Annotated in this window: 17 protein-coding genes; 5 read left to right on the forward strand and 12 right to left on the reverse strand. The window is 51.8% G+C overall.

Features of this window, described 5'->3' with window-relative positions; genetic code table 11:
- Positions 1–180: 180 nt before the first annotated feature.
- Genes lolE through EHW56_RS01905 form a run of 3 tightly spaced genes read right to left on the reverse strand, consistent with a single transcriptional unit; the run spans position 181 to position 3,285 of the window.
- Positions 181–1,419 carry a lipoprotein-releasing ABC transporter permease subunit LolE gene (gene lolE, locus EHW56_RS01895; protein ID WP_152799074.1) on the reverse strand — a complete coding sequence of 413 codons (1,239 nt, stop codon included), beginning with the start codon at positions 1,417–1,419 and terminating at the stop codon, positions 181–183.
- Entirely contained in the window at positions 1,416–2,105 is a 690-nt protein-coding gene (lolD, locus tag EHW56_RS01900; protein WP_046073138.1) for a lipoprotein-releasing ABC transporter ATP-binding protein LolD, read from the reverse strand. Before lolD ends, lolE begins: the two co-directional genes overlap by 4 nt.
- Positions 2,098–3,285 carry a lipoprotein-releasing ABC transporter permease subunit gene (locus tag EHW56_RS01905; RefSeq protein ID WP_152799076.1) on the reverse strand — a complete coding sequence of 396 codons (1,188 nt, stop codon included), beginning with the start codon at positions 3,283–3,285 and terminating at the stop codon, positions 2,098–2,100. The genes lolD and EHW56_RS01905 overlap by 8 nt, the downstream gene beginning before the upstream one ends.
- 194 nt (positions 3,286–3,479) lie before the next feature.
- Here EHW56_RS01905 and EHW56_RS01910 point away from each other — a divergent pair, with 194 nt between their 5' ends.
- Genes EHW56_RS01910 through EHW56_RS01920 form a run of 3 tightly spaced genes read left to right on the forward strand, consistent with a single transcriptional unit; the run spans position 3,480 to position 8,443 of the window.
- Positions 3,480–4,073, forward strand: a complete 594-nt coding sequence (locus tag EHW56_RS01910; RefSeq protein WP_152795463.1) for a PilZ domain-containing protein — start codon at positions 3,480–3,482, stop codon at positions 4,071–4,073.
- A 4-nt stretch (positions 4,074–4,077) separates the two neighbouring features.
- Positions 4,078–7,542, forward strand: a complete 3,465-nt coding sequence (gene mfd / locus EHW56_RS01915) for a transcription-repair coupling factor (RefSeq protein WP_046073135.1) — start codon at positions 4,078–4,080, stop codon at positions 7,540–7,542.
- A 28-nt stretch (positions 7,543–7,570) separates the two neighbouring features.
- Complete coding sequence (locus EHW56_RS01920) at positions 7,571–8,443, forward strand: peptidoglycan binding protein CsiV (RefSeq protein WP_370517129.1); 873 nt, start codon at positions 7,571–7,573, stop codon at positions 8,441–8,443.
- Between the two features lie 123 nt (positions 8,444–8,566).
- On the opposite strand, the gene EHW56_RS01925 is transcribed toward EHW56_RS01920, so the two are convergent.
- The 9 genes from EHW56_RS01925 to hinT all read right to left on the reverse strand — a co-directional run bounded on the left by EHW56_RS01925 (position 8,567) and on the right by hinT (position 15,577).
- The gene (locus tag EHW56_RS01925; protein ID WP_152799078.1) at positions 8,567–9,898 is read right to left on the reverse strand and encodes a DEAD/DEAH box helicase; all 1,332 of its coding nucleotides are present in this window, start codon (positions 9,896–9,898) and stop codon (positions 8,567–8,569) included.
- Between the two features lie 264 nt (positions 9,899–10,162).
- On the reverse strand, positions 10,163–11,452 hold the full coding sequence (locus tag EHW56_RS01930) for an NAD(P)/FAD-dependent oxidoreductase (protein ID WP_046073129.1): 1,290 nt from the start codon (positions 11,450–11,452) through the stop codon (positions 10,163–10,165).
- A 264-nt stretch (positions 11,453–11,716) separates the two neighbouring features.
- Positions 11,717–12,259: an alpha/beta hydrolase YcfP gene (ycfP, locus tag EHW56_RS01935; RefSeq protein ID WP_046073128.1), complete on the reverse strand. Its 543-nt coding sequence runs from the start codon at positions 12,257–12,259 to the stop codon at positions 11,717–11,719.
- A 181-nt stretch (positions 12,260–12,440) separates the two neighbouring features.
- A complete protein-coding gene (locus EHW56_RS01940; RefSeq protein WP_152799079.1) occupies positions 12,441–13,304 on the reverse strand; it encodes a DUF6279 family lipoprotein in 864 nt (287 codons plus the stop codon).
- Positions 13,305–14,168 (reverse strand): phosphotransferase, encoded by an 864-nt coding sequence (locus EHW56_RS01945; RefSeq protein WP_370517134.1) that lies wholly within the window; start codon positions 14,166–14,168, stop codon positions 13,305–13,307. It abuts the gene before it with no gap.
- Positions 14,161–14,487, reverse strand: coding sequence for a hypothetical protein (locus tag EHW56_RS01950; RefSeq protein ID WP_172970614.1), 327 nt, complete (start codon positions 14,485–14,487; stop codon positions 14,161–14,163). Before EHW56_RS01950 ends, EHW56_RS01945 begins: the two co-directional genes overlap by 8 nt.
- A 12-nt stretch (positions 14,488–14,499) precedes the next feature.
- Entirely contained in the window at positions 14,500–14,754 is a 255-nt protein-coding gene (locus EHW56_RS01955; protein WP_152800396.1) for a hypothetical protein, read from the reverse strand.
- A gap of 59 nt (positions 14,755–14,813) precedes the next feature.
- Positions 14,814–15,191 carry a YcfL family protein gene (locus EHW56_RS01960; protein ID WP_152795473.1) on the reverse strand — a complete coding sequence of 126 codons (378 nt, stop codon included), beginning with the start codon at positions 15,189–15,191 and terminating at the stop codon, positions 14,814–14,816.
- A 35-nt stretch (positions 15,192–15,226) separates the two neighbouring features.
- Complete coding sequence (gene hinT / locus EHW56_RS01965; protein WP_046073123.1) at positions 15,227–15,577, reverse strand: purine nucleoside phosphoramidase; 351 nt, start codon at positions 15,575–15,577, stop codon at positions 15,227–15,229.
- A gap of 203 nt (positions 15,578–15,780) precedes the next feature.
- On the opposite strand from hinT, the gene EHW56_RS01970 reads away from it, so the two are divergent.
- Positions 15,781–17,136: a dihydroorotase gene (locus tag EHW56_RS01970; RefSeq protein ID WP_152795475.1), complete on the forward strand. Its 1,356-nt coding sequence runs from the start codon at positions 15,781–15,783 to the stop codon at positions 17,134–17,136.
- 540 nt (positions 17,137–17,676) lie between these two features.
- Positions 17,677–19,308, forward strand: coding sequence for an ABC transporter ATP-binding protein (locus EHW56_RS01975; RefSeq protein ID WP_077639080.1), 1,632 nt, complete (start codon positions 17,677–17,679; stop codon positions 19,306–19,308).
- The last annotated feature ends 60 nt before the right edge of the window (positions 19,309–19,368 follow it).

The following is a 19,368-nucleotide window of genomic DNA, read 5'->3' on the forward strand; positions in this document are numbered from 1 at the left end:
GGCATCAAACGCGTCCAAACGCCGTCAGGCAGAAGTGCGATTCAGGCGTCAGCGCCGCGTATACACATGATATTCCCTGCAGGGTTCAACGAGGCAGATCAAAAAGAGCCCATTGTCGGGCTCTTGGTTTTTATAAAATAAAGCGTATCAGTGACCAAAGCATACCAAGCGATATGGCCACTATTTAGCACTCAACACCGCGGCAGGCTCAAGCTGACAGGCTCTTCGGGCTGGATACCAAGCGGCAAGCAAACTAAGCAGTATGGCCGTGGTACTCACCAGTATGACATCGGCAGCATGCAGCTCACTGGGTAAGAAATTAATAAAGTACACATCCCCTGATAAAAAGCGATGCCCGAGCCACTGTTCGACCTGAGACAATATCGCCGTGAGGTGAGTGGCGAGGGTAACCCCCAATAGACTGCCCAACACACTGCCTAAGGCACCAGAAAAGAGCCCATACCAAATAAAGATGCGGCGGATCAGTCGATCGTCCGCCCCCATGGTGCGCAAAATAGCAATGTCAGCGGCACGGTCTTTTACCGACATCATCAAGGTTGAAACCACATTAAAACAGGCCACGCCGATCACTAACACCATCACCAAATACATGATGGTTCGCACCAACTGAATATCCCGATATAAATAACCGAACTCACTCGTCCAGTCTTTCAGATACACATAGGTGGTTAGCGTTTGCCCGACTTCATGCACAATCTGACGGGCCTGCAACACCGGAGACACCTTTAGAGACACACCGGTCACTGACTGTCCTATTTGCATAATAGTTTGCGCGTCCTGAAGTCGCATCAGGGCCAATGAATGGTCGATTTGTCCACCGAGACGCAACAGTCCAGCCACTTGCATTCTCACTCGCTTCGGGGCGCGCAATGCAAGTTGGCTATCCGTCGCGGGAACCATGACCGTTAACCAATCTCCTTGACTGACGCCCAACTTCGCCGCCACGCCTTGTCCCAACACAATCTGCGACTGCCCAGCTGGCAAGCTCTCCCAGCCACCTTCAATATAATCACCAATGCGACTCACGGTTTGCTCATCATCCGGATCGACAGCGCGAATTTGCGCAGGTTGCAGCGCAGAGCCATGCTCCATCAACACCGTCATCTCAACATAGGGAGCCGCAGCCTCGACATTGGGATGCTGCTCAGTCTGACGTTTGACCTGTTGCCAGTTATCGATAGGGCCATTGACACCAAACACTTGTGCATGCGGTACCACAGACAGCACACGTTGATTCAGTTCGCGCTCAAAGCCGTTCATCGCAGACAGACCCACAATGATCACTATCACCCCCACCGCAATCCCGATCACTGACGATAAGGAAATAAAAGAGACCAAGCGATTGCGTTGTCTGGCGCGACTAAAACGACGACCGATGGCCAACGATAAAGGCTTCATGCTCCCTCCTGCCCCAGCAACTGGCCGTCTTGCATGGTCAGTTGACGATCCAATTTTGCTGCCAGCTCACCGTCATGGGTCACCACTAAAAAGGCCGTGCCATGCTGGGCATTTAACTGGCGCATCAAATCGTAGATTTCGAGCGCAGTGGTATGATCCAAGTTGCCGGTCGGCTCATCGGCCAGTACCAACTTGGGTTCATTGACTAATGCACGTGCAATGGCCACACGCTGCCGTTCGCCACCTGATAGCTCTGCCGGGCGATGGCTGAGCCGGTGTCCGACCCCTACCGCGTTGAGCATGGCCGTCGCACGTTCAGACGCGGCGCTGTGGCTCATTTTGTTGATCAAAAGCGGCATCATCACATTTTCCAGCGCGGTGAAATCGGCGAGCAAATGGTGAAATTGATAAACAAACCCAAGCGTTTGATTGCGCAGCTTTGCTTGCTGCTTGGCCGTCATCGCATTGACCGCCTCACCCTCAATCCACACATCACCTTCCGAGGGCAAATCAAGCGTCCCTAAGGTGTGTAATAATGTACTTTTCCCCGAGCCAGAGGAGCCCACTATCGCCACCAGCTCTCCCGGGGCAATGGTCAAGGAAACATCGTTTAACACGCAGGTCGGCTGTCCGCCCTCTTGATACGTTTTACTGACGCGGTGACAGGACAACAAAGATTTACTCATAACGCAGTGCCTCAGCAGGGTGAACAGATGCCGCTTTAAACGCAGGAAATAGCGTGGCTAGCACACTTAGCACGACCGCTAAGCCTAATACCATCGCCACATGAAAAGGATTAATAACCACAGGTAACGCTAGGCCGTTACCCAGCAGACTCACACCAAAAATAGACATGATTTCATTGATGTATGCCGATAGGAGCACACCGAGCACGCCACCTACCGCGGCGCCCAGCACACCACTCAAACTGCCTTGGGCAATAAAGACAGCAACAATATCTTTATCTTGCATCCCAAGAGTTTTTAAAATCGCGACCTCAGATTGTTTCTCCATGACCACCATGATCAGCGCGGAAATAATGTTAAACGCGGCGACAATCACAATCAGGCTGAGCATCAAGCTCATCATGTTCTTTTCCATTTTTACCGCTTGAAACAGCTCGCCGCGCCAAACACGCCAATCCGTCCACGTATCGGGATCGGCGTGTGTCTTTAATTGGGTAATGGCAAATGGATCATCTAAAAACAGGCGTAAATCGTTGGCTTGAGACGGTGATACCCCACTGAGTCTCGCCACATCGTCGATGTTAGCCAGCATTAATTGCCCGTCGACATCCGTCCCTGTGTGAAAGATACCCGCCACCGTAAATAAGCGCTGTGCGGGGATCCGACCTATCGGTGTAAAACGACTCGCACTGGTTACCATCACGCGGACAGCATCCCCGACGCGAAGTTGTAACTCAGTGGCCATGCTACGCCCAATGATCACTTGATAGCGCCCGGCTGCCAGTGCCGACAGTTCACCTTGCAATAGGTGGGAAGCCAAGGGCTCATGTGCACTGGGGTCGATGCCCTCTAACAAGCCGGCGCTTAAGCCTTTGCGGCTTTGAATCACGGCATCCGTGGTTTGTATCGGCGCCGTATCAATCACGTGAGGCCAACGCTCAATCGCGGTTTGATCTGGGTTTGCTTGCCCGTTGGCAATAATCGCGTGAGGCAACACGCCGAGAATTCGGCCTTTCAGCTGAGCTTCAAAGCCATTCATCACCGACGAGACGGTGATCAACGCCATCACGCCAATGGCAATGCCTGCCGTCGACATCGAGGAGACGAAGCGTCCAAAACGGTCGGCTGAGCGGCCGCGTAAGTATCGCAAGCCAATAAACACCGACAAGGGTTGAAACATAGCGCACCTAGCTTATTGTTTTGATTCGCTGCAAGCATACCTGTCCAATGGGGGGACGCCAAGCCGACCTTGTACGAAAGGCACCATTGTCACCCCAATTAACGCCTCACCGCCCTCAGAAACTGCGACTGATCTTTACCTCTTGCCAAGGGTGCGTGATAATCATTAATACAACTGCAATCTAAGGCACAGTGATGAGCCAAGACGAATATTTTTCTGTGCGAGCGGCGATTCGCATTAATGTTGAGCCTCTTGCTGACAATCAAGCCCAGCCAGATGCGCAGGCTTTTACCGCCGAAATCCCGGCACCTTTTCGCCTGGCGAGTCAATGCGGCCAGCTCGATAGCGACGTAGAAAAAGATCTTAAAGCGATCGATCCGGAGGATGCCTCTGCGTTATTCCGGGTGCTGCAGGCGCAAAACGAAAAAATGACACTGATGATGGGCTATATGCTCAGCCACGAAGATCAGCCCGACCATCGCTTTGTGACACACGCCTTTGGGGCGAGCAGTTTTTCTTATCATAGTCATTCGCCGCTTAAAAAAGGCGTGCACGCGCGCGTGAAGTTGTTTCTCGATTATCCGCCGACGGCCATCTATTGCTACGGCGTCGTGACGAGATGCGAGCCTCACAACGACAGCGATCAAGAAAACCCTGACTATGTGATCCAAATTCAGTACACGCGTTTATTGGAAGAAGACCGCGACACGCTCATTCGTGCGGCGCTGCATCATCAGCAAAAACTACTAAAAAAGCGTGCACGAAACCGAAAACAATCAAGCAGTTAAACTCATGACCCAACAACCGCTCTATGCTTTTACCCTGCCCTCAGGGCCAGGCGACGTCAAACATCTTGGCAATTTATCAGGGGCTGCGTTACCGCTAGCCATTGCGACGCTCACCCAGCAACACGCCGGTCCGGTGTTCCTTTTGGTGCCCGACAACCAGACTGCGGTGCGTTTGCAGCCCGCCATTCGTCAATTTACCCAGGGTAACTGCGACCTCCTGCCTGATTGGGAAACCCTGCCTTACGACAGTTTTTCTCCCCATCAGGATATTATTTCCGCGCGTTTGTCTTGCCTGTATCAGCTTCCTCATCAACAAGACGGGGTACTCATTGCGCCCGCGAGCACCGCATTACAGCGCGTGACGCCGCGACATTTTCTCCATCAACATGCCTTAATGGTGAAAAAAGGCGATATCTTATCGCTTGAGAAGTTGCGTGATCAGCTGACAGACGCCGGCTACCGCCACGTTGACCAAGTGATGGAGCATGGCGAGTTTGCGAGCAGAGGCTCGATTCTCGACTTGTTCCCAATGGGCAGTGACGAACCTTATAGGATCGATTTTTTCGATGATGAAGTCGATACCATTCGCCAATTTGATCCAGAAAACCAACGCTCCACGGGTGAGCTAGAACAGATCCAGCTATTACCCGCGCATGAATTCCCCACCGATGACGCGGCAGTGGAATATTTCCGAGGCCGTTTTCGCGAGCATTTTGAGGCGCGCCGAGAGCCAGAATCTATTTACCAACAAGTGAGTAAAAAAACCTGGCCGGCTGGGATTGAATACTGGCTGCCACTGTTTTTTGAACACACCGAAACCTTGTTCGATTACTTACCGAACAACACCTTGGTTTTATCGGTCGGGGATATTGACAGTGCGATTGACCATTTCCAAGCCGACGTGGCAACCCGCTATGATCAACGACGTGTCGACCCGCTTCGCCCACTGTTACCCCCCGAGGCGTTGTGGCTCAGTAAAGAGCGCTTACACACCACCTTAAAGCAGTACCCTCGCTTAAAGCTAGAAAGTGACAGCGTCACAGAAAAAGCGGGGCGAGAAAACCTCGACATTGCGCCGCTGCCAACGTTGACGGTCAATCACCAAGCCAAGGAGCCCCTCGCGGCGCTACGCCAATTTAGTGAGCAATTTAGCGGCACCTTGGTTTTCTCGGTCGAATCGGAAGGACGACGCGAGGCTCTGCTGGATCTTCTCGCCCAAGCCAAAATTCGTCCCATGGTGGCCGACGGCTTGCAAGAAGCTTTGTCGCAACCCGGTCGATTTGGCTTAATCATCGGCCCGGTAGACCAAGGCTTTATTGATAACACCCGACAATTTGCCCTGATTTGTGAAAGCGACATGTTTGGTGAGCGCGCGGTGCAGCAGCGCCGGCGCGATAAACGCAAGCAAAGTGTCAGCAGCGATGCGGTGATCAGAAGCTTGGCGGAGCTAAAACCCGGCCAGCCTGTTGTCCATCTCGAGCATGGTATTGGTCGCTACCAAGGCTTACAAACTCTGGAAGCGGGCGGGCTCAAAACAGAGTACATGACGCTCGAATACCAGCAAGGCGCCAAGTTATATGTTCCGGTTGGCGCCTTACACCTGATTAGTCGCTATTCTGGCGGCGCAGAAGATGCCGCTCCCGTGCATAAGCTTGGCGGAGAAGCCTGGGAGAAAGCACGCCGCCGCGCCGCAGAGAAAGTGCGTGATGTCGCCGCTGAGCTACTCGATGTGTATGCCAAACGAGAGACCAAGCCTGGCTTTGCGTTTAGCCATGACAAAGACGCGTATCGCGCTTTCCGGGCGACTTTCCCGTTTGAAGAAACCAGTGATCAATCACAAGCGATCAACGCGGTGCTTTCGGATATGTGTCGCCCCATTGCCATGGATCGCTTGGTATGTGGCGATGTCGGCTTTGGTAAAACCGAAGTGGCCATGCGTGCCGCCTTCTTAGCGGTCAATAACAGCAAGCAAGTTGCCGTGTTAGTCCCCACCACCTTGCTGGCGCAACAGCATTTCGAGAATTTCCGCGACCGCTTTGCTAACCTTCCCGTCCGGGTGGAGGTGTTGTCACGCTTTAAGTCTGCAAAAGAGCAAAAAGCAATTTTGGCCGATTGTGAAGCGGGTAAGGTCGATATTCTGATTGGCACCCATAAGTTACTGCAATCGGATGTGAAGCTACGCGACCTCGGTTTATTGATTGTTGATGAGGAGCACCGTTTTGGGGTTCGCCAGAAAGAGAAAATTAAGGCGATGCGAGCCAACGTAGATATTCTCACATTAACCGCCACGCCGATCCCCAGAACACTGAATATGGCGATGAGCGGCATGCGCGATCTCTCGATTATCGCCACCCCACCGTCACGCCGCCTCGCGGTAAAAACCTTTGTCCGTGAACGCGAAGATACCCTAATTAAAGAGTCATTGCTGCGTGAGATTATGCGCGGTGGCCAGGTATACTTTTTACACAATGATATCGAGACCATAGAAAAAACGGCGAATGAAATCAGTGAAATGATCCCAGAAGCACGCGTGACCGTGGCCCATGGTCAAATGCGCGAACGTGAGCTAGAAAAGATCATGAGCGATTTCTACCATCAACGATACAACGTGTTGGTATGTACTACCATTATCGAAACCGGTATCGATATTCCCTCAGCCAACACCATTATCATTGATCGCGCCGATCACTTTGGCCTCGCACAGCTCCACCAGCTGCGTGGTCGTGTTGGTCGTTCGCACCATCAAGCCTATGCGTATCTGCTGACCCCCCATCCAAAACGGATGACCAAAGATGCGGTGAAACGACTGGACGCCATTGCCTCGCTCGAAGACCTTGGCGCTGGCTTTACCCTCGCGACCCAAGATCTAGAAATACGCGGCGCCGGTGAGCTACTCGGTGACGAGCAAAGTGGTCAAATCCAATCGGTCGGTTTCACCCTGTACATGGATATGCTTGAGCAGGCCGTCGAGGCACTAAAAGAAGGTAAAGAGCCGAGCTTAGATGTATTGCTGAATGAACAAACAGACATTGAGCTGCGTTTGCCTGCGCTGTTACCGGATGATTATATTCCCGATATCAATATGCGTTTATCGATGTATAAACGCATTGCCAGCGCTAAGTCCAACGATGATATTAATGAGCTGCAAGTTGAGCTGATAGACCGCTTTGGCCTGCTGCCTGACGCCACCAAAAACCTCCTTCATATCCAGCAGCTCAAGATACGCGCCGCGGCATTAGGAGTGAAAAAGATCGAAGCCAGTGATCGTGGCGGCATGGTCGAGTTTCATGAGGACGCGCAAATTGATCCCGGATTCTTGGTCGGGCTGTTACAATCGCGGCCAGACAAGTATAAATTTGACGGGCCAACCAAAATTAAGTTTATCGAAAGTCTCACCGATCGACGGGAGCGGATGAACTTTATTGATGAGCTGTTGACTCAATTTGCAAGTCACCAACTGGTCGCATAATGGCTTGCGAAAGAAAACGGAGTAACCTGTGAAAAATCATTCATGTCACCCACCAGGCTGGCTAGCACGCTATACCAAGCAGAGCCTTTGGGCGTTGCTACTGATCTCACTTAGCCAACCGGTTTTAGCTGAGCGACTTTATGATGTCGAATTGATTGTGTTTAAGCGCAACCAAGACCCTGCTAGCGTGGAGGAAAGCTGGCCAGCACAAACCGATATGGGATCGGTACGTCGTGCAACGCCAGTGACGAACAACAGCGCACTACAAAATGCAGGACTGACCCCACTACCTCGTAGCCAATGGCAGCTGACAAATGCCTACAACAAACTGTCTAACCATGCGGGCTTTACGCCCATGGTGCATGTTGCATGGCGTCAAGATGACAGTGGCCGCGCTGCCCTGCCTTTGCTGCGTGTCAGTGCCGGAAAAGACTATCGCGACCGTTTTAATCCAGACGGTACGCCGGTGACAGCGCAAGCCACCCCGTCAAGCAATACAGCGTCAGATAGCGAACAAGCGTGGGATGAGCAGGCGCTTGAAACCGCGCCCCCTCGCCAGCCCCTCTATGAGCTAGATGGCACACTGCGCGTCTACGTCCAGCATTACTTGTTCGTCGAGGCCGACATGGTGCTACGAGAGCCAAGCGAGCGGCGCGCACTGGTGGAAGACGTGGTCAATATGCCACTGCAAACCACAGATGCGCAGCAAGGGGCCTCATCAAACACGAATAACGTGCAAGTCGCGGGCCTAGAAAAGGTGAAGAAGCAGTACCACATCGAGCGCTTTTTGCAGCCCTATGCATTCACGCACAAACGACGGATGCGCAGTGGCGAAACCCATTATTTGGATAACCCCATGATGGGAATGATTATTCAAGTACGCAAAGTGCAGGAGCAATAAGTCCCCGATTGCCGGTGCGACTTATAAGCCTTAAAACAAGAAAGCCGGTGTCACCACACCGGCTTTTTACTAAACAAACTTAGGCACTCAATCAGCATGCCGATGCCTACCCATGAGCCCCATTTATGATGGCGTTTTACTCTGTGAACGAGATGAGTTGGGCTTACCACCACGTGGTTTGTCGGTATGGCGACGATTTTTTCCCACCGGCTTGTGGCCACGTGCATTGTCACCAGAGCGTTGACCATCCTGACGCGGTTTATTCTTTTTCGGCTTCTTGGGCTTGATGGGACGCGTGTCGAGTTTAGACTCTGGCACTGGATTCGCCACCGGAAAGTCCGCCAAGCTATGGCGCGGGAGCACCTGTTTAATCAAGCGTTCAATGGCAAACAAATCTTTGGCTTCATCAGCGCACACCAAAGACACGGCATTGCCTACCGCCCCCGCGCGACCGGTGCGACCAATACGGTGAACATAATCTTCCGCCACATGAGGTAAATCGAAGTTCACCACTTGTGGCAATTGGGCAATATCAATACCACGCGCTGCGATATCCGTTGCCACCAACACTCGCACGTCACCGGTTTTGAATTGTTCAAGTGCTTTGGTGCGCGCGCCTTGGCTCTTGTTACCATGAATGGCGGCGGCACTTACGCCGTACTCATCCAGATAACGCGACAAGCGGTTGGCGCCGTGTTTGGTTTTGCTAAACACCAGCACCTGTTGCCAGTTATTGTCAGCAATCAAAGAAAGCAGCATCGCGGGCTTTTTCTTTTTATCCACCGGATAAATGCACTGCTCCACCCCTGTCGCGGTTTGGTTCGCAGGGCTCACCGAGATCTCAACCGGATTATTCACCAGCTCTTTCGCTAGCTGGCGGATGTCAGCCGAGAAAGTGGCAGAGAACAGCAAGTTTTGACGCTTGGCTGGCAACAGTCCCAAGATCTTACGAATATCACGAATAAACCCCATGTCTAGCATGCGATCAGCTTCATCCAGCACCAGCACTTCCAGCTGAGAAAAACGCACCGCATTTTGCTGATACAGATCCAATAAACGCCCCGGCGTCGCCACCAGCACATCAGCGCCTTTGCGAAGCTTCATCATCTGCGGGTTTATCTTCACCCCGCCAAATACCACCATAGAGCTCAGCGATGTATGCTGGCTGTACTGCTCAACATTTTTATGCACTTGGGCGGCAAGCTCACGCGTTGGGGTCAGAATCAGGGTGCGCACGTGGTTAGGGCGCGCGCGTTTACCTGCTTGCAAACGCTCTAAAATAGGCAAAGTAAAGCCTGCGGTTTTGCCCGTGCCGGTTTGCGCGGCCGCCATCACGTCTTGCCCTTCAATCACCGCTGGAATCGCTTTTTCCTGAATCGGTGAGGGTGTGGTATAGCCTTGTTCTTCTACGGCTTTTAATAGTGGTGCAGATAGTCCTAAAGAGGAGAAACTCATCAATTGATCTCAATAAATTAAAAATGTCGTCACAGGCCGCATGGCCCATCACTTAGGGTCATGAATATCAATATCGTGGTATGAGAAAAACTCGGCGTCAGGAGGGTTGCTCTAGAAGTGATATCAATAATCTTGATTGCGGGGCTATTGTGACGCCTTTCATGTCAGGCGGCAACCTCTATTGGAAGCTCGTGGCAAGAAAAAGACCGAGGCATGCCCCGGTCTTATCGTTTAATGTCGCGGTGCCTGATTCAGGCGCAACGTTTAGTGCAACTTTAGACTCGGACGCAACACGCGGTTAATCCGCCCAACCAGCATCATCAAACCGGTTTTGACATAACCGTGCAACGCAATTTGGTGCATCCGGTATAGAGAAATATAAACCATGCGAGCAATCCGGCCCTCAATCATCATCGAGCCTTTGGTCAGGTTACCCATCAAGCTACCCACGGTAGAAAAGCGGCTGAGTGAGACTAACGAACCGTGATCTTTAAACACATACGGCTTCAGTTCACGTCCATTCAACTTCGCCACAATGTTACTAAAACAGCGACTGGCCATCTGATGCGCAGATTGTGCTCGCGGCGGTACTTTGCTGCCGTCTTCTTGCGTGCACGCCGCACAGTCACCGATCACAAAAATATCGTCATCACGGGTAGTCTGCAGGGTATTTTTCACTTCTAACTGATTGATACGGTTTGTTTCTAAACCGGCGATCTCTTTCAAAAAGTCAGGCGCTTTAATGCCAGCGGCCCACACCATAATATCAGCATGAATGCGCTCGCCTTCTTTGGTTTCTAGCCCTTCTTCATCGGCCTTGGTGACAAAGGTATTGGTTTTCACCTTCACACCTAACTTCAATAATTCTTGATGTGCGGCACTGGAAATGCGTGGCGGCAATGCGGGTAATATCCGCTCACCGGCTTCAACCAAGGTCACGTTCAGTTTCGAGTTATCTAAATCACGGAAGCCATAGTTCCGCAGTTCTTTAATCGCGTTGTGTAGTTCGGCAGACAGCTCCACCCCGGTGGCACCGGCCCCGACAATGGCGATATCGACACTGCCTTGGCCGTGTTTGGCGTGCAATCGCATGAATTCGTTGTTCATCTCACGACGGAAACGATGCGCCTGCTTAGGGTTGTCGAGGAAAATGCAATTGTCCCGCACCCCTGGCGTATTGAAATCATTCGACGTTGAGCCAATCGCCATCACCAAGATGTCGTAATCCAACTCACGCTCAGGCATCAACAGTTCGTTGTTTTCATCATACATAGGCGCTAACGTGATCACTTTCTGGTCACGATCAATGTCCCACAGCGTGCCCATTTGAAAGTCAAAACCATGGTTTTTAGCATGCGCACGGTAACTAAGCGCATCGACGCCTTCGTCCATCGACCCTGTCGCGACTTCGTGTAACAACGGCTTCCAAAGGTGGCTGCTATTTTTGTCCACCAAGGTAATCTCTGCTCGGCGCTTGCGGCCTAACGTGCGGCCCAGCTTGGTTGCAAGCTCAAGCCCGCCTGCACCGCCACCGACAACGATAATTTTGGTCACTTCTACATCCTTACCTAACTAAAAAAATACACGCTAGCCGCCCATCGGCGACTGGCTAAAACTGGCACTCATTGGCATTTTGTCAGTAACTAACAACATCTGTTGCGTATTCTGCGTTCTTTTTTTATTGGGTTGTTCGTCAACGCAAGGCTCTATTTTGCCGTAAAACGACAATTACTTCGAGCCTTGTCTGCGCTTAATTAATGGATTACATGTAGGAAAATTACACCAAATGCTCGCAACACTGTGGTTACGAGCATGGCATTAGGCCGATTGTTTAAACTCGGCAATGGCTTGTAGGTGGGCGGAGAGGTTTTTAAATTTGTGGCTTTGTTTTTCATCCCAACGTACGGGATAAAACGGAGACAGCAGATGGTAGCTACGTTGACTGTCTAACACATCATCTTCTCGCGACAAAATGACCAACGCGCGCTGCTGATTACGTTGGCGAAAGTCAGTCACGCATTTAGTGGCGATGTCTTCATACTCTTCTGGGCGGTCGATTTTGCCCTGCATGTTTTCATAAGGATGCAGATTGGGGTTGATGATCACCTGCTTAATGCCACACAGAAAGCCAATCCGCTCAGACCAATAAGCACCAAGCCCCACGCCGCAAATCAAAGGGGCTGGATCACTGCTTGCTTCAATTTGCGTCTGAACTTGTTTCAGCAGGTGTTGCATATCGTGCTTGGGGTGCATGGTGCTGTAGTTGATGGTGCGCACATCGTCATCAACAAATTGAAGCTGCAGCACCTTTTCATGGTTGCCTGGGCTCGTGGCATCGAAACCGTGAAGATATATGATCATGTAAAGCCATCCTTGGTTGTCGCAAAGCTGTGACCCTTATCAATAGCATAGCCCTCCGGACAGAAAAATGAGCAAGATCACCCTAGAAATAATCAGGGTATTTGACCCGCCACGATGTCACACCTCGTCCCGATAATAAGATAACACGACCCGCTCCAGCAGACATTGCGCTAGGCAAGGCTCAACGGCTCATGTCACTAAGGCGCGTTTGCCACTCACTAAGGCTTTCCACTAAGCGGTTGCGTTGTTCGTCATCCAGGCTGCGATCCAGGCGCAGCAGCCAATCAAGCCGCCGAGAACGATAGATTGCCATTTCGGTTTCCGTACCTGGCCCGGCTCGCCACGCCACCACATCATTCACCCATTGCGACAACGCCGCTTCGGTATCAATCGATTGTCTGTTATTGATAATGTTGAACAGGCGGCTGACTAACCGCTCACGTACTTGACGGAATGTCGGCATCGCCGCTTGTTGGTATTGCGCCATTTCGGTGAAGAGCGGCTGCTGATGGCGGTCGGTATCACCCACCCACTCTTCGGTATCTTCTTCCAAGTCATCCCGCTGATAGGCAAATTGCTCGTCCTCAGAACGCTTAGCGCGGCGCTGGGTGGCTTGTTCAATTTCCTCTTCCATCCACTGCGTCAGTGCTTTGGCTTGCTCATTGTCAAAACTATCAAGTAAACGTGCGGTGGCGGGCACAAAAGCCTGTAACGTCGCGCGAATTCTCTCTTTCACCGCGTCTTGATGCGCGCGTAATTGCGCCATGGTTTGCCGTTCGGTACTTTGTGTGGCGATCAGTCCTAAGCGCTCAGCAATCGCCGGTAATTCGTGTGTGCGGTGCCATTGTTGAATCTTGTCGAGGTCGGCTTTGACTTGGCGGGACTGCTCGGGGCGCAAATTGACAATATCGTCAATGTAGTAATGAATCCAAAACGGCAAGGTGTTATAGGCCAGCTCTGTGGTACAACCTACCAGCAAAAGCAAACAGCCAACTAGCCACCCTGTTCGACAACCTTGTTTGACCATCCCTTCCTCCGTGTTCAATTAGCCTCGCCTTTGTGCCGCCAGCTGTTCAAAAAGCTGATTAGCCGCCTCTTTATAGGCCGGTAGCCGATACAAGTTCGCACCTACCTCATACCAGCATAGCGCCAAATAGTCGGCAAACGGCAACCACGCCAACACACGCCTGCGCACCGCCTCCGTCGCTTTTATCTGTTGCTGCGCACAGTAGGTTTCAATCACCGCATCAGGCTGAAGGGCATTGGCACGACAAAACAGCGCAATATCAAGGTGCGCATCGGCCGTACGTGCATATTCCCAATCAAGCACAACCGCCTCTCGAGTCGGCGTTATCACGATGTTGTAAGCCCCCAGATCCATGTGGCATACCACGCGCTTCTCTCCCTCCGCGGCAGGTCGCTGCGCGTTTACCCACCCTTTCACCTCTTCGAGTTGCTGCTTACAGGTTAACGAAAGCTGCCGCTCGTAATGCTGGCATTGTGCATCCACCGAGGCGGTTTCAATTTCAACCGGTAATTGGTGTATACGAGCCAACAGGTCGATTAAGATCGCTGTGTGATCATCGTTACATTGATCAAGCGGCTGACCTGGCACCCAGGGCACCAGTAAGCCTTCGTCCAACAACGCAACCGGCTGACGTGCCAAACCATGATTGGCAACCAAGGATTGTGCGCTTGCTTCGCGTGAGCGATCGATATCAAACGCCCTGACTGCTTCGCTATTGGGACGCCATACAGCCAGCCCACCTTGCGAGTCCGTCAAACGCAAGCATCGGTTGGTCAAGCCTGCTTCCAGTGGCTCAACCGCCGTAATCTGGGTAGGTTGCGCGTAATATCGGCTTAGCTCGGTGTTAAGCTTGGCCTCTAACGCTGGTGCCCAATCATTCACTGACAAACGATTCAACCCCTTGCCACGCGATAACACCAGAGTGTAAGTCCATCAGCTGTAAACGCAGTCGATGCGGACTGCCGCCAATGATTTTGCCACTTAGCTGATACTCTGCGCCCAGCATGCGGCCATACTGAACAATGGTAGAGGGATCCACCAATGCTTGATTTTGCGCGAGCCCAAGGGATTGACGCACCGCTTTTACTCTCGCCTCTGGTACTGGCGTGATGCGGCCAGCGCTAACGAGCCCCGCTTCAAGCTGCTCGGAATAGCGCTGTGTCGGAAAGTAGGTGTTACTGAGGTTTTGAATCGGCTGCACCAAGGTCACCGGCTAGGATTGCAACGGCTGACTATCGAGCAGTGCACGTACTGCTGCGCGCATCGCTAGCTCAACGCTCCGATGTGGCTGACGAGATGCTGGCATGGGAGATGGGTTATCTGTGCCTGACGGTTGATAGACAGGTTGGGTGCGCGGCGCACAACCCACCAAGCCGAGCAGAAAAATGGCCACCACGAGCTTGATTAGCTGTGGACGCTGATGTCCCAGCCAACCTGGAGACGAAAAAGCAGAGCAAACAAGTGCCATTGTGTTGTTTCCTAGATTGTAAACGTGAGTCTGCGGGTGTATTGGGGCTTGAGCAGCCCCTAGTGGACAATCACCATACGGTATTGCGTCGCGCTTGCAGAAGGGACCTGAGTGTCAATATGCTTTGAGGCTTCTGCTGGCAAGGTAATACGTTGCCAATCAGTCGGTGAAGCCTCAACTTGTAACCCTTGTTTGTCGTACCAGTAGAAACGGTATCGCATCCACTGTGAATGCTGGCTACGGTTAATAAGCGTTAGACAGGTTTGTTGCGTGGTCTCAGATGCAGCACACGCGCGGCGCTTAACATCCAGTGCCTGTGCAAGCGCACTGTCTGAAAAAACGACAGATTGCCTAGGCGTGATGGTCAGAGACTGCGACTCGGTAGCGCACCCAGTCAACACGCTCAGGGTTGCCAATAGACACAGCCATTTCTTCATACCCTTCCTCTCTTCACACTTGATACTTATCGCGACTAGCCGACCACCATCGGCCCCAACGCCCGGCCACCCACTAGATGCATGTGAATGTGGTAAACCTCTTGCCCACCATGCTGATTACAATTCATGATCAAGCGGTAACCGTCTTCGGCGATCCCTTCGTCAGCGGCTAATTTTTTCGCCACCGTAATCATACGTCCCAGCGCAAGCTCATCATCGGTATCCACATCGTTAGTGGTCGGAATCAACTTATTGGGCACGACTAAGATATGCACAGGGGCACGCGGGTTGATATCGCGAAAGGCGGTCACGAGTTCATCCTGATACAAAACATCCGCAGGGATTTCTTTACGAATGATTTTGCTAAAAATTGTTTCTTCCGCCATGGTTCACTCCCTTTTATTGTTGTTTACCGCGCCAAGTATGCGGCAGCCCTACTTGAAGGGCAATACGCTGGCGGTGCTAATGTACAACAATTGCGTCAACATCCGGTTAAAACTTGGTTAATCTCCCTAAACAATCAGGGGCTGAATCAAGTAATCGATTGCGTTACCATAGCGACAATACCTTGACATGTAAGGATCACAGCATGACCACCCTATTATTTAAGAATGTCTCCGTTGTCAACGAAGGACAGATTGTTGAAACGGATGTCCTGGTTGAAAATGGCCGAATCAGCCAAATCGCCCAAGATATCAGCGCGCCCGCCGCGGCCGATTGCCGCGTGATTGATGCCACTGGCAAGCACCTTCTCCCTGGGATGATTGACGACCAAGTGCACTTTCGCGAACCCGGTTTTCCGAAAAAAGGTACCATCGCCACCGAATCCAAAGCGGCGGTAGCGGGAGGCATTACCACCTACATGGAAATGCCTAACGTCAACCCACCCACCACGACGCTAGACGCGCTGGAAGAAAAATACCAACGCGCCGCGCAATCCAGCCATGCTAACTATGCATTTTACCTCGGCGCGACCAACGACAATATTGACGAAATTCGTCGTTTAGACCCCAATAGCGCCTGCGGGGTAAAAGTGTTTATGGGCGCCTCCACCGGCAATATGCTGGTGAATGATCCAGAGACACTCAACGCCATTTTCGCTGATTGTCCCACGCTTATCGCCACCCACTGCGAAGACACTCCCATGATCAGCGAACTCGAGAGCATCTATCGCGAGAAATATGGTGAAGACGTGCCGATTGATGCCCACGCGCACATTCGCTCTAAAGAAGCGTGCCTTAAATCATCCCAGCTGGCGGTTAACCTCGCTAAAAAGCACGGCACCCGTTTGCATGTGCTGCACTTGACCACCGAAGATGAGCTGTATCAGTTTGAGCCAGCCAAAACGCTCGAAGCCCTGCAGCAAAAGCAGATCACTGCTGAAGCCTGTGTCCATCACCTGTTTTTCAACCGGGATGATTACGCGACCAAAGGCACGTTGATCAAATGTAACCCAGCGATCAAAGAAGCTCACCATCAGCAGGCACTGATTCAAGCGGTCAAAGACGGCGTGATTGATGTGATTGCCACCGATCATGCCCCCCATACGTTTGAAGAAAAGCAAAACAGCTACTTCAACGCGCCGGCTGGCCTGCCACTTGTGCAACATGCGTTACAAGTCGCCTTAGAGTTTTATCATCGTGGTATCTTCGATTTGCCTTTGGTGGTGCAAAAAGTGGCGCACGCCCCTGCAGTTCGCTATCAGGTGAAAGATCGTGGCTTTATCCGTGAAGGATATTGGGCCGATTTAGTGCTGGTGGATCTCAACCAAACCCAGACGGTTGGTCAAGATAACCTCTTCTACCAGTGCCAATGGTCACCGTTTGACGGCCACACTTTCGGCTCTAGCATTGATATGACTATCGTCAATGGCCAAATTGCCTTTGAACACGGTCAACACAGTGACGAACGCTATTCAACGCGCCTTGAGTTCGACCGTCAGTAAGTCATTGCATAGGCGCGCGACTATGTGTCGCGCGCACAAGACAGATATTTCACTGTATAACGCGTCAACAAGGGTGTTTTTGTCTGACAGGTCAAACTCTGGCATCACAAACCTTGCGCGCAATAACGATTTGCTTTTATATCCGAATCGTATATTGTGTGGGTGATATATGGATATTCACGCTGCTTGGTTTCAACACCGGATGATGTTGAAAAGCTGTGTTCGCAAGGAGAGGTAACCTTAAGCGTCTTTCGGTTATCGCGACACTCGTATCCTACCTCTTCCACTGGCGCAAGCTGTTCATCATGCCTGTTTTGGCCTTTGATGAAACGCTCCAGCTGGCTGATATCCGCATCAGGGCGTGCATTGTGGCTCCGGCCAACAATGACCAACCCAACACGAATGACGGGCGTTTGCGCATAAATCGCAGGCGACCATCCAAATCATCGAGTATCTGCCGTGCCAACGATACTGAGCGCATTCAGCGTCTATGGCTATCGGTTAACTCGTGACGTCGAATAATCAACCAGTGAGGTGATGATGTCTTCATCTGCTTCTAAGCCACTTCTCAGTGTCGAAAACCTGAGTGTGTCATTTACGACCAACGACGGCATGGTCGATGCCGTTAAAAATGTTAGTTTTGACATCATGCCCGGTGAAACCGTGGCAATCGTTGGTGAATCAGGGTCAGGAAAATCGGTTTCTAGTAGCGCCGTGATGGGGCTGCTCCCCAATAACGCATTAGTTAAGCCGGCCTCTAAAGTGACCTTTAATGACACCAATGTCTTGACGCTGTCCACCAAGCAAATTCAGAAGATGCGCGGCGATCGTGTCGCCATGATCTTCCAAGAGCCGATGACTTCGCTTAACCCTTACATGCGTGTTGGCGAGCAGTTAACCGAAGCGATTCAATGTCACCATCGCACCACAGCTGAGAAGGCAAAACAGCGCATCATCGACTTGTTAAACCTGGTTCACTTGCCTAACCCTACCAGCGCGCTAGAGAAGTATCCGCACGAGTTTTCTGGCGGTCAGCTTCAGCGCATCATGATTGCCATGGCACTGGTTAACGAACCGGATTTGTTGATTGCCGACGAGCCAACCACCGCCCTTGACGTCACGGTGCAAGCGGAAGTGCTTAATCTGATTGGCGAGCTCCAGCAAAAAATGGGCATGGCCATCATGTTTATCTCGCACGACCTCGGCGTGGTGAAACACCTGGCCGATCGTGTGGTGGTCATGTGCAAGGGTGAAGTGGTCGAGACCAACGACACCCAAGCCCTGTTCGACAATCCACAAAAAGATTACACCAAGATGCTGATCGACGCCGTGCCGCGTGGCCGCAAAGAAGCCCCGCAGGACGATGCAGAAAACTTGCTGACGGTGGATAACGTCACCATCAAGTACTTCTTGGGGGCAGACTTCTTTGGTGGCAACAAACGCTATTTTGAGGCGGTCAGTGATATCAGCTTATCACTGCGCCGTGGTGAGACATTGGGCATTGTCGGTGAGTCTGGCTCAGGGAAATCGACCCTAGGCCGCGCCATTATGCGCCTGTTACCCGTCGCTGAAGGTCGCGTTTGCTTTAAAGGCCAAGATATTCACGGGATCAAAAACAGCGAGAACAAAGCGCTTTGCCGCGATATGCAGATGGTGTTCCAAGACCCATTTGGCTCTTTGTCGCCACGCATGACAGTCGGCGAAATTGTTGCCGAAGGCTTGCGCACGCATTTCCCCGAGTTGAGCAAAAAAGAGCGTCTCGAGCGGGTGAAAGATGCACTGTATGAGGTACGTCTAGATACCTCAGCGATCAACCGTTATCCGCACGAGTTCTCCGGCGGTCAGCGTCAGCGTATCGCGATAGCCCGAGCACTGATTTTGAACCCTGCGTTTATCTTGCTGGATGAGCCAACTTCGGCACTGGACCGCTCCGTACAGCTGACGGTCATCGACTTGCTGAAAGATATCCAAAAACGCCATAACATCGGTTATCTGTTTATCAGCCACGATTTGAGTGTGGTTCGTGCCCTATCCGATCGCGTGATGGTGATGCAAAAAGGGAAAGTCATGGAAGCCGGTACCCCAGAGGAAATCTTCCATCACCCACAAAACGAGTACACGCGTAACCTGATTGCTGCCTCGTTCGACCTTGCAGAAGAGGAAGTGGCCTAGCCCACGCAGTGATGCCCAAACGGGCAACATCGTTAAACAAAAAATGCGCCAATTTGGCGC

Source organism: Salinivibrio sp. VGrn1 (genome assembly GCF_009377995.1).
Classification (GTDB): Bacteria; Pseudomonadota; Gammaproteobacteria; order Enterobacterales; family Vibrionaceae; genus Salinivibrio; species Salinivibrio siamensis.

Coding starts and splice junctions, on each gene's coding strand:
- lolE (WP_152799074.1), bottom strand. CDS start 1,419: ATGAAGCCTTTATCGTTGGCCATCGGTCGTCGTTTTAGTCGCGCCAGA.
- lolD (WP_046073138.1), bottom strand. CDS start 2,105: ATGAGTAAATCTTTGTTGTCCTGTCACCGCGTCAGTAAAACGTATCAA.
- EHW56_RS01905 (WP_152799076.1), bottom strand. CDS start 3,285: ATGTTTCAACCCTTGTCGGTGTTTATTGGCTTGCGATACTTACGCGGC.
- EHW56_RS01910 (WP_152795463.1), top strand. CDS start 3,480: ATGAGCCAAGACGAATATTTTTCTGTGCGAGCGGCGATTCGCATTAAT.
- mfd (WP_046073135.1), top strand. CDS start 4,078: ATGACCCAACAACCGCTCTATGCTTTTACCCTGCCCTCAGGGCCAGGC.
- EHW56_RS01925 (WP_152799078.1), bottom strand. CDS start 9,898: ATGAGTTTCTCCTCTTTAGGACTATCTGCACCACTATTAAAAGCCGTA.
- ycfP (WP_046073128.1), bottom strand. CDS start 12,259: ATGATCATATATCTTCACGGTTTCGATGCCACGAGCCCAGGCAACCAT.
- EHW56_RS01955 (WP_152800396.1), bottom strand. CDS start 14,754: ATGGCACTTGTTTGCTCTGCTTTTTCGTCTCCAGGTTGGCTGGGACAT.
- EHW56_RS01960 (WP_152795473.1), bottom strand. CDS start 15,191: ATGAAGAAATGGCTGTGTCTATTGGCAACCCTGAGCGTGTTGACTGGG.
- hinT (WP_046073123.1), bottom strand. CDS start 15,577: ATGGCGGAAGAAACAATTTTTAGCAAAATCATTCGTAAAGAAATCCCT.
- EHW56_RS01970 (WP_152795475.1), top strand. CDS start 15,781: ATGACCACCCTATTATTTAAGAATGTCTCCGTTGTCAACGAAGGACAG.
- EHW56_RS01975 (WP_077639080.1), top strand. CDS start 17,677: ATGTCTTCATCTGCTTCTAAGCCACTTCTCAGTGTCGAAAACCTGAGT.